Raw genomic sequence first — 22657 nt, forward strand, 5'->3', positions numbered from 1 at the left:
CGAAACTAAATTGCCGCCGCGGTTGGCTCGTCCTCGGTGTCGGGATCGACCGCGTCGGGCTCGATCGCGAGCAGCAGCGAGGCGGTGAGCGCGAGCACGATCCCCAGCGTCTTCAATGGTCCGGGCACGACATGGAGCACCGCGAGCGAGATCAGCGCGGTGGCGAGCGGCGCGCCCGCGTTGGCGAGCGGCGCGACGATGATCGCCTTGCCGTAGCGGAAGGCGAACACCAGCGTCAGCGCGCCGACCGCGTTGAGCAGCTGGATCGCCGCGGCCAGCCCGGGCCCGTCGAGCCCCCAGTTGATCGCGCGCCCGGTATCGGTCATCGCCCAGGCCACCGGGGCGAGCGCGAGACCCGACAAGGTCATGTAGACGAAGATGCTCTCCGCCGAGGTGACATGGTTGGCGGCCTTCATGAAATAGGCCTGCACGCCCCAGCACAGCATCACCGCCACCGCGGGCAGCAGCCACGCCGCCGAGGCCCCCGCCCCGCCCGAACCGGGCGCGAAGTCGAAGGTGGGCAGCGCCAGCAGCGCGAGCAGGATGCCGAGCGCTCCCAGCCTGCCGGTGCGCTCGCCCATCAGCAGGAAGGACATCGCGATCGTCACCACCGGCGACAGCGAGATGATCGGGAAGATCAGATAGGCCGGCCCGCGCGCCACCGCGTAGAACAGCAGCATCTGCCCGCCCGCGCCGAGCAGCCCGACCGCCAACCCGTAGCCGATCGCGCGCGGCGAGCGGTCGAGCCGCCAGCCCGCCTGTTTCAGCACCACCAGCGCGGGCGGCACCATCGTCAGCGCCCAGACGACATAGACCAATGTCTCGGGAAAGCCGCGCTGCGGCGACAGGCCCGAGAAGGCGCCCCACACGCCCCACAGCACCACCGTGACGAGCGCGTTGACGAGCCAGCCGCGCCCTGCCGGCGCCCCCGTGCTTATACCCCCGCTCATGCCGCGCCCCGCGCGACCGGGGTGGCGCGCACCAGCAGCGCGCGCTCGAACGTCGCCGTCAGCGTCGGCCGGCCTCGCGAGGCGGTGCCGAGCGAGCGGCCGGTGAAGCCGTCGACGAGCGCGTAGCTCCCCTCGCCCAGCCCGTGCAGCGCGATCGGGCCGGACCAGCTCTCCGCGTAGAAGGCGTAGTGGAGCACGCCGTCCTTGGCGATCGCGTGCGCCTCGGGCTTGTCGAAGCCGATGTCGTACAGCCCGCCGAGGTACTGCCCCTTGGGCAGCATGTGCTCGCGGTACAGCGCGACCCACTTGCCCCACAGCGCCTCCTTGGCGGGGGTGAGGACGAACCCGCCCGGCGGCAGCTTCTCCATCGGCTTGGGGGTGTCGCGCGGCCAGGTGAACTTGGTCGAGGGGATCGCGCCGATGCCATAGGCGGAGGCGAAATCGTCGCCGCCGTCGCTGAGCTCGACATGGTCGCCCGAATAGGGCGCGGACGGGCCCATCAGCGCCTTGAAGGTCTTGCCCTTGAGCCGGATCTGCCAGGACGACAGCGGGTCCGAGGCGGGCGTGTTGTTGGTGGCGGGCAGGTTGTGGAAGGCGAAGCTGTCGCCGCACGGGCACAGCTCGAGCACGGCCTGCGGGTTGGCGGCCACCGCCTCGTCGTGGATCGCCTTCCAGAAATCCTGCAGCTTCTCGCTCGATTCCTCGGGATGCGCGTGGCGATGCGCGGGATTGTAGCAGGGCGCGACGCCGTTGAGATGCTGGCCGTCGAGCTTGAGCCCGTCATAACCCCAGTCGGTGACGATCCGGCGCACCAGAGCACGGAAATAGTCGACCGTCGGCTGATACGCCGGGCAGAGCGTGAAAGCGTTCCAGAAGCTGACGTTCTGCGCCGAGCCGTCGCGGTCGAGCAGCAGCATGTCGGAATGGTCGCGCAGCAGGTCGGTGCCGGGATCGACCGCGAGCGGCGCGAGCCACAGCCGCGGGCGCATGCCGTCCGCCTTGATGCGGTCGGTGAAGGCGCGCATGTCGGCGTCGCCGCGCGGGAATTTGGCGGGATTGAGCTTCCAGTCGCCCTCCGCGGTCTGCCAGCCGTCGTCGAGCACCGCCCATTCGAAGCCGAGCGCCTTGGCCTTGGGCAGCGTGCCGTAGACCTGGTCGAGCGTGAAGTCGCGCTCGTAGCCCCAGGCGCACCAGATCGGCCCGTAGCTCGACTCGGGGATCGCGGGCGCCGCGACGCCGCGCTCGGCCATCAGCCGGCGATAGGCGTCGAGCGGGCGGAAATGGTCGCCGGTGTGCGCCATCAGGAAGGCGGTCGGCAGCGTCAGCGTCCCGCCCGGCGCGAGCAGCGCGGGCTGGTCGCCGCTCAGCCCGATCCGGGTGGCACCGGGCTGCGCCGCCACCGGCAGCGCGACCTGGCGCGGGCTGGTCTCGAGATGGCCCACCGCGAGCCCGACGTCGCGGCGCCACACCACCGCCACGGGCGTCCCGCCGCCATAGTCGGAGGCGTTCATCCCCATGAAATTGCGCTGCTCGAACCCGGGCGCGACCTTCTGCACCCAGTCGCGCCGGTCAGGATAGGAGGCACCCGCGAAGGTCCAGGCACCGTCGGCGTGCGCGGTGAGGTCGTGCGTCGCGACGCGCCAGCCGGCGATCGCCAGCGGCGCCGCGCCGGTGTTGCGATAGCTCACCTCGTAGAGCGCGAGGCCGGGATAGGCCTCCAGGAAGGTCACCGCGACGGTCTGCTCGACCTGCCCGCCCGCGGTGGCGCGCAGCACGTGGCGCCGTCCCTCGCCGTGCGGCCCCGCCGCGGATTCCTCATGATGGTCGAGCAGCAGGAAGCTGCCGAGCGGCACCGCGCCCGCGAGAAACAGCGCCTCGGGCTGCGCGCGCGGCGTGATCGCCTGGCCGCGATGCGCGACCGTGGCGCGCATCGCGCGGTCATAGTCGATCGTGAGCGTGCCGTCGCTCAGCCGTACGCCCGCGGGCGCTGCCGCAAAGACCGCTTGGCCGAGATCGGGCAGCGTCACCGCCGCCCCGCCGACGAGCAGGCGGCCGAGCAACGATCGGCGCGTGACGGAGGTGAACGGCATCGCTGAAACTCTCCTGGGCGGCTCGACGGCCGGCGAGAAAGAGCTTGCACCAACGCGGACGGGCGAGCAAACGAAAATCGCAACATCAAGGCGCGTTTTCTTTCGTTACGCGCGAGTGGGAGAGAGACGATGAGCCTGATCGCGGCCCTGCTGATGGCGAGCGCGGCGACGCCCGCGACGCATTATACCGAGGCCGACTTCGCGCGCGTCGCCAAGTTCGACTCGCACTTCCACGCCAACGTCGAGGATCCGCACTTCCTGGCCCTCGCCAAGCGCGACCGCTTCGAGGTGCTGTCGATCAACGTCGACTATCCCGACTTTCCCCCGCTCGCGCGCCAGGCCGCGATCGCGCGCACGATGCGCGCCGCCGCCCCGGCGCGTTTCCGACACGCCACAACCTTCTCGATGGCGGGCTTCGGCGCGCCGGGCTGGACCGAGCGCACGATCGCGCAGCTCGACCAGGCCTTCGCGCGCGGCGCGATCGCGGTGAAGGTGTGGAAGAACATCGGGATGGTCGCCAAGGACGCGAGCGGCAAGCGCGTCTTCCTCGACGATCCCCGGTTCGACGGCGTGATGGCGCATCTCGAGCAGCGCGGCATCCCGCTGATCGCGCACCAGGCCGAGCCCAAGAACTGCTGGCTCCCGCTCGACCAGATGACCACCGACAACGACCGTGAGTATTTCAAGGCGCATCCGGAATATTACATGTATCTCCACCCGGAGGAGCCGAGCTACGAGGCGCTGATGGCGGCGCGCGACCGCTTCGTCGCGCGCCATCCCAAGCTCGCGTTCGACGGCGCGCACATGGCCAGCCTGGAGTGGAGCGTCGACGAACTGGCGCGCTTCTTCGACCGCTATCCCAACACGGTGGTCGATCTCGCCGCGCGCCTCTCCAACCTGCAGGTCCAGTCGAACGCCGACCTCCAGAAGGTGCGCGCCTTCTTCATCAAGTACCAGGACCGCATCCTCTACGGCACCGACCTCACCGACAGCCCGCCCGACCCCGCCGCGCGCGCGCAGAACCCACCCGCCACCAGCGACTTCCCCAAGGAGGCCGACCGCGTCTGGCGCGCCGACTGGCGCTATCTGGCGACCCCGCTGCCGCAGCGGGTCGAGGCGATCCGCGCCGACGCCAAGGGGCTCAACCTGCCCCGCGCGGTGATCGACAAGATCTACTGGGGCAACGCGCGGCGGTTCTTCCATCTGGCGGCATGAGGTGTGTGCCGCAGAGGTCGCTTCAGCCTTCGCCAAAGACTCTCCGTCATCCCGGCCTTGAGCCGGGATCCATGTAGCCGCAGAAGCAACGGCCGAAGCGTGCGCGGTACGATGGATCCCGGGTCAAGCCCGGGATGACGGAAGGTGGAGCTCGCGCTCACTCCAAACCCCCGTGCTCCTGCGCACGCAGGAGCCCAGAGTCACGGGCGACACCGCACCTGGCCCTGGGTTCCTGCGTGCGCAGGAGCACGGGTACGCTGACCGCCCCCCTCACGCCACGTGCAGGCGGAACCCCAGCCGCTCCGCCGCGGCCTGCAGCCCCTCGGGCGCGCTGGCGTCGGTGACGAGGTCGTCGATCTCGGCGACGTTGAGGATGCGGTGGAGACAGACGCGGCCGAACTTCGACTGGTCGGTCACCGCGATCACCTGTTGCGCCGCGCGCACCATCTTGCGGTTGAGCATCGCCTCGGGCTCGTAGTGCGTCGTGATGCCGCGCTCGAGGTCGAAGCCGTCGACTCCGAGGAAGAGCTTGTCGACGTGCAGGTCGTCGAGCGCGGCCTCGGTCTGCGCGCCGTAGAAGGCGCGGTTGCGGCGGCGTAGCGCGCCGCCCAGCATCACCACCCGGATCCGCTCCTTGCGCGCCAGCGCGCAGAGGATGTCGAGGTCGTTGGTGAGAACCGTGATCTCCTCGTCGTCGGGCAGATGGTGCGCGATCTGCAGCGTCGTCGTGCCCGAGTCGAGCACCACCGACTCGCCCGGCCGCACCATCGCCGCCGCCAGCGCGCCGATCCGCGTCTTCTCGTCGACGTGCGCGGCGCGTTTCGCTTCCACCGCCGGCTCGGCGATCACGTTCACCGCGTCGGCCACGATCGCACCGCCGTAGGAGCGCTCGGCCACGCCGCGTTTCGCGAGGAAGTGCAGGTCCTTGCGGATCGTCTGCATCGACACGCCGAAGCGCTCGGCGAGCGGCGCGACCTGGACGCTGCCGCGCTCCCTCACCATCGCGCTGATCTGCTGCCGCCTGCCGCTGGTGTCCCGTACCGTGGACATCGCATCCTCCCGTTCACGCGCCGGCTTACCAGCGGCGACCGACGGCTACAATGCTCACGCTACGTTTCGTTTCTTTTCTATTTGACAGTATTGCGACGCTCACGATAGCAAGTCGCAACGTTTCGCACCGGGTGCGGGGAAGAGGGAGAGTGGCGATGACGCAGCTGCAGCACGGGCGCGGCAAGATCCTGGCCGGCGCGAGCCTGGCCGCCCTGCTCGTCGCCGGCCAGGCCGCGGCGCAGGACGCCACCGCCCCGGTCGACGGAACGCAGCAGTCCTCCACCGCCTCGCCCGACCCGCAGGCGGTGCTGTCCGACCCGTCGCAGCAGCCCGGTGAGACCGGCCAGACCGACGGCCCCGTCACCACCGGCGGCGACATCGTCGTGCGCGGCGTCCGCGGCAGCCTGCTCCGCTCGATCCAGGCCAAGCGCAACGCCGACACGATCGTCGACGCCATCTCCTCCGAGGAGCTCGGCAAGTTTCCCAACCGCAACGTCGCCGAGGCGCTCGCCAACATCCCGGGCGTGACGGTGGGGCGCGACGGTCGCGGCGAGGGTCGCGACATCACCGTGCGCGGGCTCGGCTCCAATTTCGCGATCACCACGCTCAACGGCCGCATCCTGCCGACCGACGGCACCGACCGCTCGTTCCAGTTCGACGTGCTGCCCTCCGAGATCATCTCGGGGGCCGAGGTGAAGAAGGCGGTGCGCGCGTCCGAGCTGGAGGGGAGCATCGGCGGCAACGTCGACCTGCGCACCGCGCGCCCGCTCGACCGCCCCGGCTTCCACGCCTCGGCGGCGCTCGAGGGTCAGTACAACGACCTGGTCGACAAGGGCGGCTACAAGGCCAGCGGCGTCGTCAGCACCACCTTCGCCGACGACACGATGGGATTGCTGGTCGGCGCCAGCTACAACAAGTACAAGTTCCGCACCGACAATCTCGGCGAGTATTCGATCACCGACGGCACCGAGGCGGGCTATGGCCTCGACTTCAACCGTGACGGCAAGGTCGATCCCAACGTCGCCGGCCCGGCCTATATCTGGCCCGATTACTACAGCGTCGGCTATGTCACCGGCGAGCGCGAGCGGATCGGCGCGGCGGGCGCGTTCCAGTGGAAGCCGTCGAGCCGCTTCGAGCTGACCATCGACGGCGTCTACAGCCACTTCGACGTCACCCAGCACAATTACCGCTCGTCCAACTATCTCAACCCGCTCGGCGACGACGGCTCGCCGCGCTGGGACCCGGCGTCGATCTCGGTCGACCGCAACAACGTGGTCACCGGCTTCGCGATCAACGACCTCGTCTCCGAGGTGCTGACCACCGACGAGCCGCGGCAGAGCCAGACCTATCAGATCGGCGGCCGCATCGACTGGCGTCCGGTCGACCAGCTCAAGCTCGCCTTCGACGGCTATTACGGCAAGGCGACCAACAACACCGGCGGCCGCAACCGCTTCGTCGTCGCGGGCGTCCCCGGCGCCTCGGCGACCTTCGCGACGCGCGACAACGGCCTGCCCGACCTCGCGATCACGCTGCCGGGCGGGCGCACGATCGACCAGGCCACCAACGACGACTATCGCGCGCACTATATCGGCATCCAGGGGCAGGACGTCTCGGACGAGATCAAGAGCGCGAAGGTGGACGGCGAGTATCGCGTCGACAACGGCGCGTTCAAGGCGATCAGCTTCGGCGCCGCCTGGACCGATCGACGCAAGAACGTCACCACCGTCGACAACCAATACACCACCTCGTGCAATTACTGCGGCTACCCCTTCACCTTCGGGCAGATCGGGGCCGACGTGGTGCGCCCCGGACAGGGCAACATCTTGAGCAAGTTGCCGGGCAACTTCCCGCGCAACTTCCCCAATTTCGACATCGACACCTATCTCGCCGCACTGCCGCGCGCGGACAACAACCCGGCGGTGCTCAATCCCAACAGCTGCCTCGATGCGAGCGGCGCGACGATCGAGGGCTGCGCGCTGTCGCCCTACCCCGCCGGCTATTCGACGCAGATCATCCAGGACGACCTGCCCGCCTCCTATCGCATCCGCGAGCGCACCTGGGCAGGCTACGTCCAGTTCAACCTGGCGGGCGAGCGCTGGCGCGCCGACATCGGCGGGCGACTGGTCGCCACCAAGGTGTCGTCGGTCGGCTACGGAGCCTCGATCGCGACGATCATCCCGCGCGCGGGCACGCAGGACAATGCGGTCGCCTTCAACGAGGTCGAGCCGATCACGGGCGGCGGCGACTATCTGCGGCTGCTGCCGGCGGCGAACTTCGCCTATGATCTCGCCGACGGGCTGCGCGTCCGGCTCGCGGCGTCGCAGGCGATCTCGCGCCCGACCTTCGCCGAGCTGTCGCCCGCCAAGGACGCCACCTCGGCGCAGTCGGGCACCTATATCATCTACGACGCGGGCAACCCGAACCTGAAGCCGACCGAGGCCAACCAGCTCGACCTCTCGCTCGAATATTACCCGTCCAACCGCCTCGCGCTGACCGCGGCGGCCTTCTACAAGCATATCACCAACTTCGTCTCGACCGTGCCGGTCGACGTGGTGGTCACGCCCACCGCGCAGCCGGCCAACCAGCAGCAGAACTTCGACTTCGTCGAATATCAGGTGCGAAACGGCGACAGCGCCGACGTCTACGGCGTGGAAGTCGGCGGCCAATACTTCCTCGACAACGGCTTCGGCGTGCAGGCGAACCTCACCTTCAATCGCTCGCGCGCCACGTCGGGCGACGTCACCACCGACCTGCCCGGCGCGATCCCCTTCTCGGCCAATGGCAAACTGTTCTACGAGAACCACGGGATCGGCGCGCAGGTCTCGTACAGCTTCCAGTCGCGCTTCACCTACGCGCAGTCCGGCAACCTCGCCTATTTGCCGGTGAAGGAGGATCCGTACCACGAGGTCTCGGCGACCTTGTCCTATGATCTCAACAGCCACCTCACCGTCTACGCGCAGGGCTCGAACCTGCTCGGACAGGCGGTGAAGCGCTTCAACGATCTGCGCAACGTGCCCAACTTCTACGAATATTCGGGCCGGGCCTTCTTCTTCGGTGTGCGCGGGCGGCTGTGATCGCCGTGGTACGGTGGGCGTCCCGCGCAGCAGGACAAGTCGTCGACGCGACGGATCGTCTTCGCCCCGGCTCGTCAGGCCGGCCGCGACCGCGGACGCGTCCCGGCGAGCGCAACCGAGCATTCGCGGCAGGTACTTGCTAAGGAAGCTCCGAAAGAGGGTCGGAACGCCTTCACCATGGCTGCCGTCATTCGCGCGATACTGAAGGGCTTCTCGCAGCGCGGAACGTTCTTGAAGCGATCGGGCATCGCCGCTGCATCGTAGCCGGTGGTGAAGACTATCGGCACCCCTTGAGCGATCAGACGATCAGCGACGGGAAAAGCTGGCTCTCCGCCAAGATTGATATCCAGGACGGCGCCGTTCAAAGCTTCTCCGTCGCTCAGCAAACGCAGCGCCGTCTGTACGTCAGGAGCGGGCCCGAGTACCGTCGCGCCGAGTTCGGCCAGCTCTATCGCCAGTTCATCTGCGAGGAGATACTCGTCTTCCACGATCAGGATGCGGCACCGGGCGAGCTGTCGATCAGTCACCGCGATCCCCTTCGAGTGCGTTTGAAGCCGATACGGGCATCATGATCGTGCAGTGGACGCCATTACTTTCAAGCACATAGGTTGTCTTAGCCGCCAGCTGATATGGCAATGCGCGCTCGATCAGCTCGCGCCCTTGCCCGCTTCCCTGTGCAAAAGCCGACTCAGGCATGAGGACGTCGGTCTCGCGCCAGTCGATGTGCAACCAGTGCTCCCCGCCCTCCTCGATCATGCTCCAGCGGATCATCAGATGTGCAGCCGGCTGGCTGAGGGCCCCATACTTCACCGCGTTGGTCGCGAGTTCGTGAATCGCCAGAGCAAGGGTCTGCACGGTCGAGGAGCGAAGACGCACGCCCGTCACGCCAGACAGGTGCACCCGGGCGTCCTGATCCGGCTCTGCCCCATGTGCAGCGAGTTCAGTCCGGATCAGCTCGTCGAAGGAGACGCGGTCCTGGTCCTTCAATCGTGATAGAAGGCCTTGCACCCGCGCCAGGGCGTCGAGCCGGTCGCGGAAACGAGCGCGGAAATCCGATAGATCGGCGCTCGCCCGGGCGGTCTTGTCGGCGACTTGCCGGACAACGGCGATAAGGTTCCGAGTACGGTGCTGTAGTTCAGCGACCAGGACGCCCTGCCGCTCCTGGAGGTCGCGCAGGTCGTCGATGTCGGTGGAGGAGCCGATCCACTCGAGGATGAGCCCCTTCTCGTCTCGTACCGGAGTCGCGCGGACCTGGAACCATCGGTAGCGCCCGTCCGCGGCTCGGCGGATCCTGAACTCGACGACGAAGCCGCCTTCCTCTGCGGCGTGGCTCCAGGCTTCTCGCGCGAGGGGGCGATCGTCAGGGTGGATCGGCTCGACCCAACCCCAGCCTTCGCTCTCGGTCACGCTCTGGCCCGTGTAGTCGGTCCATTGTTGGCTCGCCCAGGTCCACCGACCGGAGTCCACCGCGCGCCACACGAAATGCGGCAACCCTGTCACGAGTGACTTGAGCCGCTGTTCGCTTTCGCGCAGCGCCTCCTCCGCCTCGCGGCGAGCGGTGATGTCGTTCGCCGCGCCGAACCACTCGATGATCTCGCCGTCGCCGTCGGTGATCGGGACGGCTCGCGACATGGCCCAACCGACGCTGCCGCCCAGTCGCCACACGCGATGTTCCAACTCGAAGACGCTCTTCTCGCGGATCGCATGCGCGATGGCGGCGAGGATGAGCGGCTGCTCGTCCGGTGGGATGTGCTGCGACAGCCACTCCGTGCTCTCGCGTGTATCGGCCAAGAAGTCCTTGCCCACCAGGTCGATCATCTCCGACCAATCCGGACTCATCCGGAAGATGAGCTGCGAGCTTGCGGCCAGCAGTGCCTGGAGCCGCTGCTCGCTCTCACGAAGCGCCGCCTCTGCCTTGTGTACGGCCGTGAGATCGGTGAAGGTCACTACCGCGCCGCTGATATAATTATCAACGCTACGATACGGTAGCACCTTGGCGACGAAGTGGCGCTCACCACTAGAATCCAGGACGGTCCGATCGACCGGGGTCAGCGTCTTCAGCACTCGACGGACGTCGTCCTGAAGCTGCGGGTAGATGACGCGCGATACGACGTGACCCAGGGGCCTCCCGACATCGGTTTCCAGCAGGTGGAAGACATCGGTGGCGGAAGGCGTAAAACTGCGTACTCGCAGATCGTTGTCTAGGAACAACGTGGCAATCTGCGTCGCTTCCAGCAGATTCTTCAGGTCGGAGTTGCTCCGTCCCAGCTCAGCCACGCGGTGGCCAAGCTCACCGTTTACCGTCTGCAGCTCCTCGTTGACGGATTGCAGTTCCTCCTTGGATGTTTCCATCTCCTCGTTAGCGGACTGAAGCTCCTCGTTGATCGACTGATATTCCTCGTTCGAGGATTTGAGTTCCTCGTTCGTCGATTCGAGTTCTTCGATCGTAGCCTGAAGCCGATCACGCGTGAGCCGCAGCTCATTCTCCAACCGCTCGATGTGCTCGCCGTCCCCGGGCCGGTCACTCGATCCGGGATCTGGTACCGGTCCGGTATCCTGAAACAGGATCACGAGGGAGGTTATGTCACTTCCCGCGATCGGCTCGACCACCAGGTTGACACCGACGGAGCGCTCGTCCTGTCGCAGCACGAGCCGCGGCAGCTCGATCCGGCGCCCCTCCGAGACGGCGCGGTGCAGAGCGGCTCGCAGGTCCACGCGCAGGTCGCGGTGGATGAGGCTGACGATATTCAGACTAGCGGCGCCAGCGACCGGCTCCAGGAATCGTCCCGTCCTGCCAGAGAAATGAAGCACGTCTCCCTGTGTATCGACGACGACGTAAGCCGGCGCATAACGTTCCGCGATCGCCTCGGCCTGACGGCTGACCGCACCGGAGAGCCGGACGGAGGGCTGCATCTCCGATGTCGTTAGCTGCAGCGGATCGAGCGCCCGAGCGCGCGGGCTCAGGGGGAAGTCGGGCACCACGCGCATCGCGGTCTCGAGCCGCCGGAATACCCTGTTCTTACGGTCCACCGGCGCGAAGAGCTTCTGATGACGCGTGATGTTTTCCGAATTACCAAGGAATAGCACGCCGGCGGGCCGAAGGGAGAAGTGGAAGATCGGTATGACCCGGTTCTGAAGCTCGGCATTCAGGTAGATGAGCAGATTGCGGCAGGAGAGAAGATCGATTCTCGAGAACGGCGCATCCTTGATCAGATTGTGTGGCGAGAAGATGCACATCTCTCGCAGCTCTTTAGAGACGCAATACGTGTCTCCCTCGCGAACGAACCATCGATCCAGCCGGTCTCGGCGCACATGGCTCTCGATGGCCATCGAGTAACGGCCCGCACGAGCGAGACCCAAGGCGCGAGCGTCCAGGTCGGTCGCGAAGATCTGCACCTGCGGCGGTTGCGCCATGTTCGCCATCTGCTCGCGCAGCAGGATGGCGAGCGAATACGCCTCTTCGCCGGTCGCACAGCCGAGCACCCAGACTCTGAACTGATCGTCCGGAGCCTTGTTCTCGAACAGACGCGGAAGCTCCCGCTCGACCACGTCGAATTCCTGAGGATCACGGAAGAACTGAGTGACGCCGATCAGCAGGTCTTGGAAAAGGTCCTGCACCTCCTGGCGATCATTACGCAGGCGGGCGATATAGGCATCGATCGTGTCGAGTTGCAGCACCTGAAGGCGTCGGTGCACGCGCCGCAGGAAGGTGCCGCGTTTGTAGCCGTGAAAGTCGTGGCTGGTGACGTTGCGCAGGATGGTGGTGATCTGCGTCACCTGTGCCTCGACCTCCTCCGGCACCTCTTCCTGTTCGAGCGGCGCGGCGGTGGTCTCGAGATTGTTCAGGTAGAGCGCGATCTGGGTACCGATCCGCTCTGCCGGCAGGTGCACGTCGACGACGCCGTAGGGTCCGGCGACACCGTGATCGCCATTCTCATCGTCCTGAGTGTTAGCCTCGCCGATCGAGAGGCCGCCGAATTTCTTGGTAGCGGTGACGCCGGCGGTTCCGTCGCTTCCGAGCCCCCCGAGCAGCACCGCCACTGCCTTGTCCTGCGCATGCTCCGCCAGCGAGATGAGCATCGTATCGATCGTGCCGCGATGCCCCACGGGCTCCTCCGCGGCACGAACGCGCAGGCGGCCGTCTTCGATGGCGACGAGGTCATCCGGCCCACCGACGTAGATATGGTCCGTTTCGATCGGCTCGCCGTCCTGCGCGATGCTGATCGGCAGGGAAGACTGACGCGAGAGCACGTCCACGACGCTGCCGACATCGAGCCCTTCCTGTTGTCGCACCGCGATCAGGAAGGCCGCGTTGAGGCTTGGCCCGACGCTCGCGAACATCGTCTCGAGCGATCGCAGCGACCCAGCGCAGACGCCGATGCCCACCACCGGCATCATCACGGCCTGCTGCCCTCCTCCGGGGGATGTCGTATCAGGCGTGTCGTTGATGCTTGTCATATCGTCTTCCAGCTTGCGCCGAGGCAGCATAGGCGCACCACCAGCCACGCAGAAGGGAGTTGCGCTAGCTGTCTTGCTCACGCGGCGCGCGTCCGAGCCGGAGCGATGTGACCGCCGCCTCGCGGAGCGTCGCTGCGTAGCGGCGGTACTCCTCCCCCCTGGCCTCGTAGAGCTCCGCCACGGCGGTTCTCCCGCTCCTGCGCGCGTCCTGGGCCATGCGGTCGACGAGCGTCACTCGCTCTTCCATCACGCGCATGGCGACGCGTATCGCCTCGTCGACTTCATCGATGTGGGCGGCGAGTGTCTCGGCAGTGTAGCCATGGCCGATCTGACACCGGTAACGCAGCGGCCTTCCCGCACTCACCTCCGACAAGACGCCGTGGCAGTCGGGGCAGCTGAGTGCACTGGGGCGAGCTAGGCGCATCAGGTTCTCGCTGCCCAGTCGCGCACCAGCCGCGATCTCCACTTCCAGGCGGAGCGTTTCCGGCGGCTTGGGCGAGGCGCCCGCGGCGGTCGACGCAAGGGTGACGAGGAGCTCGCCGAGATCGGCTGCAGGCGCGACATAGTCGACCTCCACGGCCTCGAGCGCGGCGAGCGGCATCTGATCGACCTCGGCGTCGAGCGGGTGCTGAACGATGGCGGTCCCGCCCGCCGCCTTGATCGAGTGGAGCCCGGCCGAACCATCGTTCAGCATGCCGCTAAGCACCACGCCGACCACCCGTGAGCCGAAGGACAGCGCCGCCGAGCGGAACATCGGGTCGATCGACGGGCGAACCATATTCTCCCGCGGCCCGGCCCCGAGCCGGATCGTGCCGTCCATCAGCAGCATGTGTCGGTCGGGTGCAGCAACGTAGACGTGCCCGCGCTGGATCGGCTGTCCGTCGACGGCCTGCGTGACCGGAAGCCTCGAGCTGCCCGATAGAACCTCAGCGAGGAGGCTCGGTGAGTGGGCTGGGATGTGAGTGCTGATGCACACGCTTGCCGGCAAGTCGGCCGGCAGACCCGCCAGAAGCTGCTTCAACGGAGCACTGCTTCCCGCGGAGCCACCGACAACAACGGTGTCTTTGGTGAAGTCGACGGCCATCAGGGCACCTCCAAGCGCCCTTGAAGCCGTCCCACCTTCCGTTCACGGCACCGAGCAAGTGGCTCATGTGCCAAGGTTTCTTCGGTCGCCATAACGTAGGTGGGGATCGGGCGCCAGCGAAGCGCGCACGCGCGGGAAGGATCCGTTTCCCCAATCAGCCAAGACGGCCAATGGCAACGTGTTCTTGCCGGCGTGGGAGCCAGCGCGGTGACCGCCTCATCGCACGTCAGTGGGTGCCGTCACAGACGCTGTCGTAACGCTCCTGGCCTGTCCCGCGCCAAGGTCACGATCAACTCGCCCAGCAGCCCGTTCGCCCAGGCGAACCATGGCCGCGTGAAGCGCGTGGGATCGTCCTTGTGGAAGGTCTCGTGGACGAAGCCGGTGTCGGCGTCAGTGTCGCGGATCGATCGAAGGCACGCGCGGACCAGCGCCTCGTCGTCGGCGGAGGCGGCGCGCACCAGGGTCGCCATCGGCCAGATCAGGTCGAAGCCGGCGTGCGGTCCGCCCAGCCCCTCGCCGGCGCGACCGCGCACGAACCAGGGGTTGCGCTCGCTCCACGCCGCCGCCTCGGTGCGGCGCCATAGCGGATCATCGGGCGCGGCGCAGCCGAGGAACGCCAGCCCCGAGAGCGACAGCTCGCAGCAATCGTCCATGAACAGCGCATTGCCGAAGCCGTCGACCTCGAACGCCCACACCTCGCTTCCGTCCGCCAGCCGCATGCGGCCGTGCGCGGCGAGCGCGGCCTCGATCTCGGTCGCCAGCGCGGCGGCGTCGCCTGCCAGCGCCGTGTCGCCGCGCGCCTCCGCCGCGACCGCGGCGAGTTCGCGCAGCGTGCGGGCTGCGAAGATGTTGGCGGGGATCAGGAACGGCAGGATCGTCGCGTCGTCGGAGGGGCGGAAGCTCGAGTGGATCAGGCCGACCTTGCGCGTCGGATTGCCGACGCTCCACAGCTGCGTCTCGGTCGGCTGCACGCTGCTGCGCTGGAAGCGGTACGGGCCGAGATCGTCGCGGCGCTGCTGCTCGCGGAAGGTCCGCACGATCGCGCGCGCCGACTGCGCCCACTCCGCGGTGAAGGGCGCGCGGTCCTTCGTGGCGCGCCAGTAGCTCGAGGCGAGCCGCAGCACGTAGCAGAGCGAGTCCACCTCCCACTTCCGCTCCGCCACGCCCGGCTTCATCTCCGTCTGGTCGTGCTGGGACGAGTCCAGGTCAGTGCGCGCGTTCGGGTCCTGCAGGAAGGCGTTGGCGTAGGGGTCGATCAGCACGCAGCGTGCCTGGCGCGCGATCAGCCCGCGGAACAGCCTGGTCAGCGCCGGGTCGCCCGCGGCGAGATGGAGATAGGGGCGCAGCTGTGCCGAGGAGTCGCGCAGCCACAGGCAGGGGATGTCGCCGGTGATGACGAAGGCGTCGTCGTCGGTGACCGACAGCACCGTCGTGTCGAGCGTGTTCGGGTAGCAATTCTCGAACATCCACGCGAGCTTCGGGTCGGCGATCAGCCGCTTCACGCGCACGATCTCGCGTTCCACCGCGGCGCTGTGGAAACGCCGGGCCGACGGCGGCGGGCGCTTCGACGGTCGCGCCGAGGTCGCGGCCCAGGCGGGACGGGCGGCCGCGAGCGCGGCCGGCGCGGCGAGAAGGGTGCGTCGGTCGATGCCCAGCGTCGCGCCCGCTCCGGCGCCGTGTCGACCGTCCATGCCCCACCCTCCTCGTCTACCAGCCCGCACTGCATCGGCGCGCGCCTCACATCCGCCCGGTAGCATAACCGCCCACCAATCTTCCACCTACTTTCTTTTTGATTGTCGCATCGTCGTCGGCGTGCCACATCGCTCGGGTACCGGTAGCCCCGGGGCAGACCAGGAGAGAGACATGCACCCGACGCGCCGCGACGTGATGGGCGCCGCCGCCGCACTGACGATCGGCGCACCTGCCGCCGCAGCGCCGCCCAGCTTCGTCAGCCAGCGGCCGCCGCTGGCGAAGCGACGCTTCGTCAGCGCCGCGGTGGAGCGCGAGCTCAGCCGCCTCAAGGCGCGGATCGCCGACCCGGAGCTCGCCTGGATATTCGAGAACTGCTACCCCAACACGCTCGACACCACCGTCTTCACCGGCACGATCGACGGCAAGCCCGACACCTTCGTGATCACCGGCGACATCGACGCGATGTGGCTGCGCGACAGCGCGGTGCAGGTCGAGCCCTATCTCCCTCTCGCCCGAAGCGACCCTCGGCTGCGCGCGATGCTGCACGGGCTGATCCAGCGCCAGGCGCGCTGCATCCTGATCGACCCTTATGCCAACGCCTTCGTCCGCGATCCCGCCGCGCGCTCCAACCTCGACTCGGCCACGCTCGACGACACCGAGATGCGGCCCGGCGTGGCGCAGCGCAAATGGGAGATCGACTCGCTGTGCTACCCGATGCGGCTCGCGCACGATTACTGGGCGACCACGCGCGACCGCGCACCCTTCGACGAACGGTGGCGCCGCTCGGCCGCGCTGATCGTCGAGACGCTGCGGGTGCAGCAGCGCAAGGAGACGCCGGGCCCGTACCGCTACCAGCGGCTCACCAAGATCCCGACCGACAGCCTGATGCTCGACGGCTACGGGCCGCCCTCGAACAAGGTCGGGCTGATCCACTCCGCCTTTCGCCCCTCCGACGACGCCTGCGTCTACCCCTTTCTCGTGCCCGCCAACCTGTTCGCGGTATCGAGCCTGCGCCAGGTCGCGCGCGTCCACCGCGAGGCGCGCGGCGACGCCGCCGCAGCGCGCGAGGCGGAGGCGCTGGCGAGCGAGCTCGAGGCGGCGCTGCGCGCGCACGCGATCGTGCCCGACGGGCGCGGCGGGCAGGTCTGGGCCTATGAGGTGGACGGCTTCGGCAACTGGCTGTTCGCCGACGACGCGGGCATCCCGAGCCTGTACGGCCTGCCGCTGATCGAGGCCGCTTCGGTCGACGACCCGCTCTACCAGCGCACCGCGGCGCTGGCGTGGAGCCCGCGCAACCCCTTCTTCGTGCAGGGCAGCGCCGCGAGCGGCATCGGCAGCCCGCACATGGGGCTCGACAAGGTGTGGCCGATGGCGCTCATCGCGCGCGCGATGGTGACGCGCGACGAGGGCGTGGTGCGCGACTGCCTGCGCACGCTCAAGGCGACGCACGCGGGCACCGGCTTCATGCACGAGTCCTTCCACAAGGACGATCCGGCGCGCTTCACGCGCGCGTGGTTCGCCTGGGTCAACGGCATGTTCGGGCAGATGATCGGCGCGGTCGACGCGCGCTACCCGCGGCTGCTCGCCGAGCGTTTCTGAGGCGCGCGCGGCTCAGTCGGCGGCGGACAGGAAGACGAGGTCGTTGAAGGGCAGGATCGCCGCGCCGATCGCGGGGGCGTCGGCGGCGAGCTGCGCGGTCAGCACGGGCGCGGCGGGCACCACCGGATCGTCCACCGCGTCGCGGTGCCGCTCGATCGCGGCGGTGAGCCGGTCGATCAGCGGCACCGGCAGCCGCCCGCCGATCACGATCGCGCCGGGATCGATCAGGCAGCTGATCGTCGCGACCGGCCTCGCCAGCGCCGCGGCGGCGCGCTCGATCCAGCCGTTGATCACCGCGGTCGCGTCGGCCTCGGCGCTCGCCAGCTCGGCGGGCGCGATCGGCGCGATGCCGTGCGCGGCGAGATCGGCCTTGAGCGCCGAGAGCGACACGATCGACTGGAGCGGCGCGCCGGCGCGGTCGGAAAGGAAGCCGATCCGCCCGGCGCGGCCGGTCGCGCCGTGGTGATAGCTGCCCGCCACGACCAGCCCGCCACCCAGACCGGCGGAGAGCAGGACGTAGAAGAAGCTGCGGTGCGTCAGCCCGCTGCCGAAGCGCGCCTCGCCGATCGCCGCCGCGGCCGCGTCGTTCTCCGTGATCACCGGCCATGTGCCGAGCGGCGCGAGCAGCGCGGGCAGGTCGACGCTGTCCCACTCCGCGTAGGCGCGCGGCAGGCCGGGCAGGTCGACGTGCCCCAGCCCGCCCGGCAGTGCCACCCCCATGCCGAGCACGCGGTCGCCGTCGATCAGCCGCTCACCCCGCAACGTGGCGAGGGCGTCGCCGATGAAGGCGGTGACGGCGCGCGGCGCGGCGAAGTCGATCTCCTGCGTGTAGCGCGCGCGCACCGCGCCGGTGAGATCCAGCGCCACCAGCGTGACATGGTCGCGGTCGATGTTGACGCCGTAGCTGAAGCAGCCGTCGGGGTTCACCGCGAAGCGGATCGCGGGCATGCCGCGCACGCCGGTGCGCCGACCCTTCTCGAACACGAAGCCGCGATCGGTCAGTCGCTGGGTGATGTTCGCGATCGCCGCGGGCGACAGGCCGGTCTGCTCCGCGAGTTGAAGGCGCGTCGACTCCCCCGCGCGCAGGATCGCCTCGAGCACGAGACGTTCGTTGCGCTCGCCCGCGCGCGCCGGGTTGGTGCCGTGCAGCGACCGCTGGCCCGACTCGCTCGCTCCCGTCGCATGAGGTGGCAGGGACAAGACGGGTCTCCGGATCGGGTGCGGGGAAGCGGTCTTTCACAGGTAAACGCCACGCCTGCCGCGCACAACTGCCGCCCGCCATCAAACTTACACTTACTTTCTTTTTTAATTGACGTGCCCGCTGGTTCGCGGGAAAGAACGGCAACTGCCCCGATCGCGGCGCACGCTGGAGCGTGTGACACGAAGCGCAACACGGCGAGGCAGGAGGGAGAGGGTGGCGCGATCGCATCGTGTCGCCTCCGGTAGGGAGGAGCGTGCCATGGGCAGTGCAGCACCGCGCGCGCGCCTGTTGTTCACCGCGTTCGCGGTCTCGCTCTCCGGGCTGCTCTTCGGCTTCGACACCGCGGTGATTGCCGGCGTGACCGGCGCGTTGCGCGCGCAGTTCGGCCTGTCGCCCGCTGCCCTGGGCGTGACGGTCTCGTCCGCGCTGCTGGGCACGATGGTCGGGGCCGCGGTGGCCGGCGTGTACGGTGATCGCCGCGGCGCGCGCGCGGGCCTACGGCTCGCCGCCGCGCTCTACCTCGTCTCTGGCCTCGGCTGCGCGCTGGCATGGGACTGGGCCGCGCTGATCCTGTTCCGCGTCATGGCCGGCGTCGCGATCGGCGCCTCCTCGGTGCTCGCGCCGGTGTATCTCGCCGAGGTGGCGCCGCCCGCGCGCCGCGGCGCGATCGTCGGCAGCTTCCAGGTCAGCATCGTCACCGGCATCCTGCTTGCCTACGCCAGCAACGCCGCGGTCGGCGCGCTGCTGGCCGACGCGGCGACGGCGTGGCGGTGGAAGCTCGGGCTCACCGCGCTGCCCGCCGCGCTGTTCCAGCTGCTGCTCGTCGCGGTGCCCGACAGTCCGCGCTGGCTGATGCTGCGCGGCCGCCGCGACGAGGCCGCGGCGGCGGCGCTGCTACTCCACGGCGACGAGGCCGTCGACGTGCCCCCTGCCCCGCCGTCGCGCGCGGTGTCGTTGGCGTCGCTGTGGCGCGAGGCGCCGCGGCCGATGATCCTCGCGATCGTGCTGGGGGCGCTCAACCAGCTCACCGGCATCAACGCCATCCTCTATTATCTCAACGACATCTTCGCGGCGGCCGGGTTCCGCCAGGTCTCCGCCGACCTGCAGGCGATCGCCGTCGGCGCGGCCAATCTCGTCTTCACGCTGGTCGGCATGGCGCTGATCGACCGGCTCGGCCGCCGCCCGCTCCTCCTCGTCGGCGGCGCGGCGATGGCGGTGCTGCTGCTCGCCGCGACCGCGATCATGCTCGGCCTGCTGCCGCGCGCGCTGATGCTGGCGGTGCTGGTCGGCTTCATCGCCGCCTTCGCCACCTCGCAGGGTGCGGTGATCTGGGTCTATCTCAGCGAGATCTTCCCGGCGCACGCGCGCGCCGCGGGCCAGGCGCTGGGCGCGGGCACGATCTGGCTGTTCGACGCTCTGGTCGCCGCGATCTTCCCGGTCGCCGCCGCCGCGTCGCCGGCCGCGCCCTTCCTGTTCTTCGCGGCGTGCATGGCGGCGCAGTGCGTGCTGGTGTCCCGCTGGTTCCCCGAGACGCGCGGTGCGTCGCTCGAGCAGATCGAGCGGCAGATGCGCGGCGCGGCGGAGACGGCGCGATGACCGCCTATCTCGCGGTCGACGTGGGCGGCTCGCACGTCGCCTGCGCGCGCGTCCGCGGCGGCACGGTGGAGGGCCGGCGCGAGCTGAAAGTGACCGCGCCGACCTCGCTCGCAGCACTGCTGCCAGCGCTGGAGGCGCATCTGGCGGCGCTGCGCGGGAGCGAACCCGCCGCCGGCGTGACGGTCGCCTTCCCCGGCCTGGTCGACCCGCGCTCGGGCCGCGTCGTCTCCACCCCGGCGGGCAAGTTCGAGGACGCGGTCGGCTTCGACTTCGCCGGCTGGTCGCGCGAGCGGCTCGGCCTCGCGCTGCTGCTCGAGGTCGACGGGCGCATGGCGCTGCTCGGCGAGCATCGCTTCGGCGCGCTGCGCGACGCCGACGACGCGGTGCTGCTCAGCCTCGGCACCGGGATCGGCTCGGCCGCGCTGATGCGGGGCGCGGTGGTGCGCGGGCGGAGCGGGCATGCGTCGGTGCTCGGCGGCCATCTCACCGTCGCGATCGACGGGCCGGCCTGCCGGTGCGGCAACGTCGGCTGCGCCGAGGCGCTGGCGTCGAGCTGGGCGCTGCCGCGGCTGATCGCGGCGCTGCCGCGGCGCGGCGCGCTCCACGACCTCGCCGCGCCCGACGTCAAGGCGGTGTTCGACCTCGCGCGCGGCGGCGACGCGGGCGCGGGCACGGTGCGCGCCGCCTGCCTCGCCGCCTGGGCCGCCGCCGCGCTCAACCTCGTGCACGCCTATGACGCGACCCGCGTGCTGGTCACCGGCGGGGTCGCCGCGGCGGCGGAGGTGGTGCCGTTCATCCAGGCGCATGTCCGCCGCCACGCCTGGTGTCTGGGCGAGCCGCCGCTGGTGCTGCGCGGCGCGCTCGGCGCCGACGCCGCGCTGCTCGCCGCCACGCCGCTGTGGGAGAGCCATCGTGACCAGCTATGACAAGCGGCCCGTCGTCCGCGTCGACGACGCGGCGGACGCCTGCCTGGTCGGGTGGGACGCGATCCTGCCGCACCTCGCCGTCGCGAGCGATCTCTGCGTCGAATGCTATCCCGGCGCCCCGGTCGCGGCGATCGTCGCGGTGCTGCGCGAGGCCTGGCCCGACGCAGAGGTGGTGGACACCGCCGCGCTGTTCCGCGACCCCGCGGTGCTCGACGCCGAGATCGACGCGCTGCTCGGCGACGACCCGGTGTTCGCGCGCTTCCCGTCGATCGGCATCGCCGACCTGCTCGACGCGGCCCAGGTCGGGGCATGGCGCGCGGGGCGCGTGTCGGGTCGTCGCACGATCGTCGTCGGTCCGGGCGCCGCCACCGTGCTGCCCGCGCGCGACCGGCTGGTCTATGTCGCCATGGCGCGCTGGGAGCTCCAGCAGCGCCAGCGCCGCGGTGAGATCGCCAACCTCGGAGGAAGCGAACGCCAAGCGCGCGCGGCGGACCTCTATCGTCGCGCCTTCTTCGTCGACTGGCGCGTCGGCGACGCGGTCAAATACGCGCTGCTGCGCGAGGCCGACTTCGTGGTGGAGGCGAACGGGCCGGTGCCGCGGATGATCGCGGGCGACACCTACCATCGCGCGCTCGACGCGGTCGCCGCGCGCCCATTCCGCGTCGTCCCCTTCTTCGACGCCGGGCCGTGGGGCGGGCAGTGGATGCGGCGCACCTTCGACCTGCCCGAGGGCCCGCCCAATTACGCCTGGTGCTTCGACTGCGTGCCGGAGGAGAACAGCCTGCTGCTCGGCTTCGGCGAGGAGGCGTTCGAGCTCCCCGCGCTCGACCTCGTGCGGCTCCGCCCCGACAGGCTGCTCGGCGGCGACATCGTCGCGCGCTTCGGTGCCGAATTCCCGATCCGCTTCGACCTGCTCGACACGATTGAGGGCGGCAACCTCTCGCTCCAGGTCCACCCGCGCGCCGACTACGCGCGCGCCGCCTTCGGCCTGCCCTACACCCAGGACGAGAGCTATTACCTGCTCGACGCCGGGGCTGACGCCTGCGTCTATCTCGGGCTCACCGACGCGGCCGAGCCAGACGGCGTCGCCGCCACGCTGATCGTGGCGCAGGCGGGCGGGCCAGCGCCCGACGTCGACGCGCTGGTCAACCGCCTGCCCGCGCGCGCGCACGACCATTTCCTGATCCCGGCCGGCACGATCCACTGCTCCGGGTGCGACGCGATGGTGCTCGAGATCAGCGCCACGCCGTATATCTTCACCTTCAAGCTGTGGGACTGGGGCCGGCTCGGGCTCGACGGTCGCCCGCGCCCGATCCACCTCGAGCACGGCCTCGCCAACATCGACTGGACGCGCCGCGAGACGGTGACTCGCACCGAGCTGGTCAACCAGGTCACGCCCGTCGCCAGCGGGAGCGACTGGCGCCGCGAGCGCACCGGGCTCCACCCGCTGGAATTCATCGAGACCGAGCGCGCCTGGTTCGAGACGAGCGTCGAGCTCGACACTGCGGGCACGCTCAACGTCCTCAACCTCGTCGCCGGCGCGGCGGCGGTGGTGGAGAGCCCGACCGAGGCGTTCGCGCCCTTCGAGGTCCATTATGCCGAGACCTTCGTGATCCCGGCGGCGCTCGGCCGCTACCGGCTGCGCTCGCTCGCGCCGCCCGGCGCGACCTGCGCGGTGATGCGCGCCTGGGTGCGACCGACCGACCAGTAAACGACAGCGAC

The 22657-nt window shown here is 69.4% G+C and carries 14 protein-coding genes; 6 read left to right on the top strand and 8 right to left on the bottom strand.

All coding sequences use genetic code 11. The features are described from left to right. Positions 1 to 5: 5 nt before the first annotated feature. Together FHY05_RS02720 and FHY05_RS02725 are read right to left on the bottom strand one after the other, a co-directional pair. Complete coding sequence (locus FHY05_RS02720; protein WP_183942844.1) at positions 6 to 950, bottom strand: DMT family transporter; 945 nt, start codon at positions 948 to 950, stop codon at positions 6 to 8. Then, positions 947 to 3040: a glycoside hydrolase family 36 protein gene (locus tag FHY05_RS02725; protein ID WP_183942845.1), complete on the bottom strand. Its 2094-nt coding sequence runs from the start codon at positions 3038 to 3040 to the stop codon at positions 947 to 949. The genes FHY05_RS02720 and FHY05_RS02725 overlap by 4 nt, the downstream gene beginning before the upstream one ends. 129 nt (positions 3041 to 3169) lie before the next feature. On the opposite strand from FHY05_RS02725, the gene FHY05_RS02730 reads away from it, so the two are divergent. Next, positions 3170 to 4255: an amidohydrolase family protein gene (locus tag FHY05_RS02730; RefSeq protein WP_183942846.1), complete on the top strand. Its 1086-nt coding sequence runs from the start codon at positions 3170 to 3172 to the stop codon at positions 4253 to 4255. A 270-nt stretch (positions 4256 to 4525) separates the two neighbouring features. On the opposite strand, the gene agaR is transcribed toward FHY05_RS02730, so the two are convergent. Further along, positions 4526 to 5305: a transcriptional repressor AgaR gene (gene agaR, locus FHY05_RS02735; protein ID WP_183942847.1), complete on the bottom strand. Its 780-nt coding sequence runs from the start codon at positions 5303 to 5305 to the stop codon at positions 4526 to 4528. A gap of 155 nt (positions 5306 to 5460) precedes the next feature. Here agaR and FHY05_RS02740 point away from each other — a divergent pair, with 155 nt between their 5' ends. Further along, entirely contained in the window at positions 5461 to 8379 is a 2919-nt protein-coding gene (locus FHY05_RS02740) for a TonB-dependent receptor (RefSeq protein ID WP_183942848.1), read from the top strand. A gap of 74 nt (positions 8380 to 8453) precedes the next feature. Here the strand turns inward: FHY05_RS02740 and FHY05_RS02745 are convergent, their stop codons facing one another. The 4 genes from FHY05_RS02745 to FHY05_RS02760 all read right to left on the bottom strand — a co-directional run bounded on the left by FHY05_RS02745 (position 8454) and on the right by FHY05_RS02760 (position 15612). Beyond that, positions 8454 to 8906 (bottom strand): response regulator, encoded by a 453-nt coding sequence (locus FHY05_RS02745; protein WP_221190940.1) that lies wholly within the window; start codon positions 8904 to 8906, stop codon positions 8454 to 8456. Next, on the bottom strand, positions 8899 to 12837 hold the full coding sequence (locus FHY05_RS02750) for a CheR family methyltransferase (RefSeq protein WP_183942849.1): 3939 nt from the start codon (positions 12835 to 12837) through the stop codon (positions 8899 to 8901). The genes FHY05_RS02745 and FHY05_RS02750 overlap by 8 nt, the downstream gene beginning before the upstream one ends. Positions 12838 to 12901: 64 nt before the next feature. Beyond that, positions 12902 to 13921 carry a chemotaxis protein CheB gene (locus FHY05_RS02755; protein WP_183942850.1) on the bottom strand — a complete coding sequence of 340 codons (1020 nt, stop codon included), beginning with the start codon at positions 13919 to 13921 and terminating at the stop codon, positions 12902 to 12904. 239 nt (positions 13922 to 14160) lie between these two features. Beyond that, positions 14161 to 15612 carry a glycoside hydrolase family 125 protein gene (locus tag FHY05_RS02760; RefSeq protein WP_183942851.1) on the bottom strand — a complete coding sequence of 484 codons (1452 nt, stop codon included), beginning with the start codon at positions 15610 to 15612 and terminating at the stop codon, positions 14161 to 14163. 172 nt (positions 15613 to 15784) lie between these two features. Between FHY05_RS02760 and FHY05_RS02765 the strand changes: the two genes are divergently transcribed. Next, on the top strand, positions 15785 to 17212 hold the full coding sequence (locus FHY05_RS02765; RefSeq protein ID WP_183942852.1) for a glycoside hydrolase family 125 protein: 1428 nt from the start codon (positions 15785 to 15787) through the stop codon (positions 17210 to 17212). A 12-nt stretch (positions 17213 to 17224) separates the two neighbouring features. Here the strand turns inward: FHY05_RS02765 and FHY05_RS02770 are convergent, their stop codons facing one another. Continuing rightward, positions 17225 to 18412: an ROK family transcriptional regulator gene (locus tag FHY05_RS02770; RefSeq protein WP_183942853.1), complete on the bottom strand. Its 1188-nt coding sequence runs from the start codon at positions 18410 to 18412 to the stop codon at positions 17225 to 17227. A gap of 259 nt (positions 18413 to 18671) precedes the next feature. Between FHY05_RS02770 and FHY05_RS02775 the strand changes: the two genes are divergently transcribed. Genes FHY05_RS02775 through FHY05_RS02785 form a run of 3 tightly spaced genes read left to right on the top strand, consistent with a single transcriptional unit; the run spans position 18672 to position 22646 of the window. Next, positions 18672 to 20009 carry a sugar porter family MFS transporter gene (locus FHY05_RS02775; RefSeq protein WP_183942854.1) on the top strand — a complete coding sequence of 446 codons (1338 nt, stop codon included), beginning with the start codon at positions 18672 to 18674 and terminating at the stop codon, positions 20007 to 20009. Next, on the top strand, positions 20006 to 20935 hold the full coding sequence (locus FHY05_RS02780; RefSeq protein ID WP_183942855.1) for an ROK family protein: 930 nt from the start codon (positions 20006 to 20008) through the stop codon (positions 20933 to 20935). The genes FHY05_RS02775 and FHY05_RS02780 overlap by 4 nt, the downstream gene beginning before the upstream one ends. Continuing rightward, positions 20922 to 22646, top strand: coding sequence for a class I mannose-6-phosphate isomerase (locus tag FHY05_RS02785; RefSeq protein ID WP_221190941.1), 1725 nt, complete (start codon positions 20922 to 20924; stop codon positions 22644 to 22646). Before FHY05_RS02780 ends, FHY05_RS02785 begins: the two co-directional genes overlap by 14 nt. The last annotated feature ends 11 nt before the right edge of the window (positions 22647 to 22657 follow it).

Origin of the sequence: Sphingomonas sp. BK580 (assembly GCF_014194975.1) — a bacterium.
GTDB lineage: Bacteria > Pseudomonadota > Alphaproteobacteria > Sphingomonadales > Sphingomonadaceae > Sphingomonas.